Annotated in this window: 1 protein-coding gene; it reads left to right on the top strand. The window is 68.7% G+C overall.

All coding sequences use genetic code 11. The features are described 5' to 3' along the window. Positions 1 to 406 (top strand): Xaa-Pro peptidase family protein (locus NE591_RS12875; RefSeq protein WP_256156818.1); only part of this gene is annotated, 406 nt, incomplete at both ends.

Here is a 406-nt window from a genome sequence, read left to right as displayed (position 1 = left end):
AACGCCGCGCGGCACAAGCCTTTGGAAGTGAGCGCCGAGCGCGAGACCCACGCGCAGTTTGCCGCCAAGCGGTGGGGAGGCCGGGCCACCGGGGCTGCCGATGCGCTGTTGGGCATCGAGGGCGGCGTCTCGCTCGCCGAGTACCGCCGCTTGCAGAAGGCGTTCGCCGAAGCCGACGCGGAGGAGCCCTTCGTGGAGACCTATGGCGTCGTGGTGGGCCTGCGCGCGGTGAAGGACCGCTACGAGATCGCGTGGATGCGCGGCGCCCAGTCCATTACCGACGCCGCCTTCGAGCACATCGTTCGCTATATGCGCCCGGGCATGATGGAACGCAAAGTGCAGTTGGAGCTCGAGGAGTTCATGCTGCGCCACGGCGCCCAGGGCCTGGCGTTCCCCTCCATCGTGG

It is taken from the genome of Adlercreutzia sp. DFI.6.23 (assembly GCF_024462535.1).
GTDB classification, from domain to species: Bacteria; Actinomycetota; Coriobacteriia; order Coriobacteriales; family Eggerthellaceae; genus Adlercreutzia; species Adlercreutzia rubneri.
This window is presented reverse-complemented; position numbering and strand designations above follow the sequence as displayed.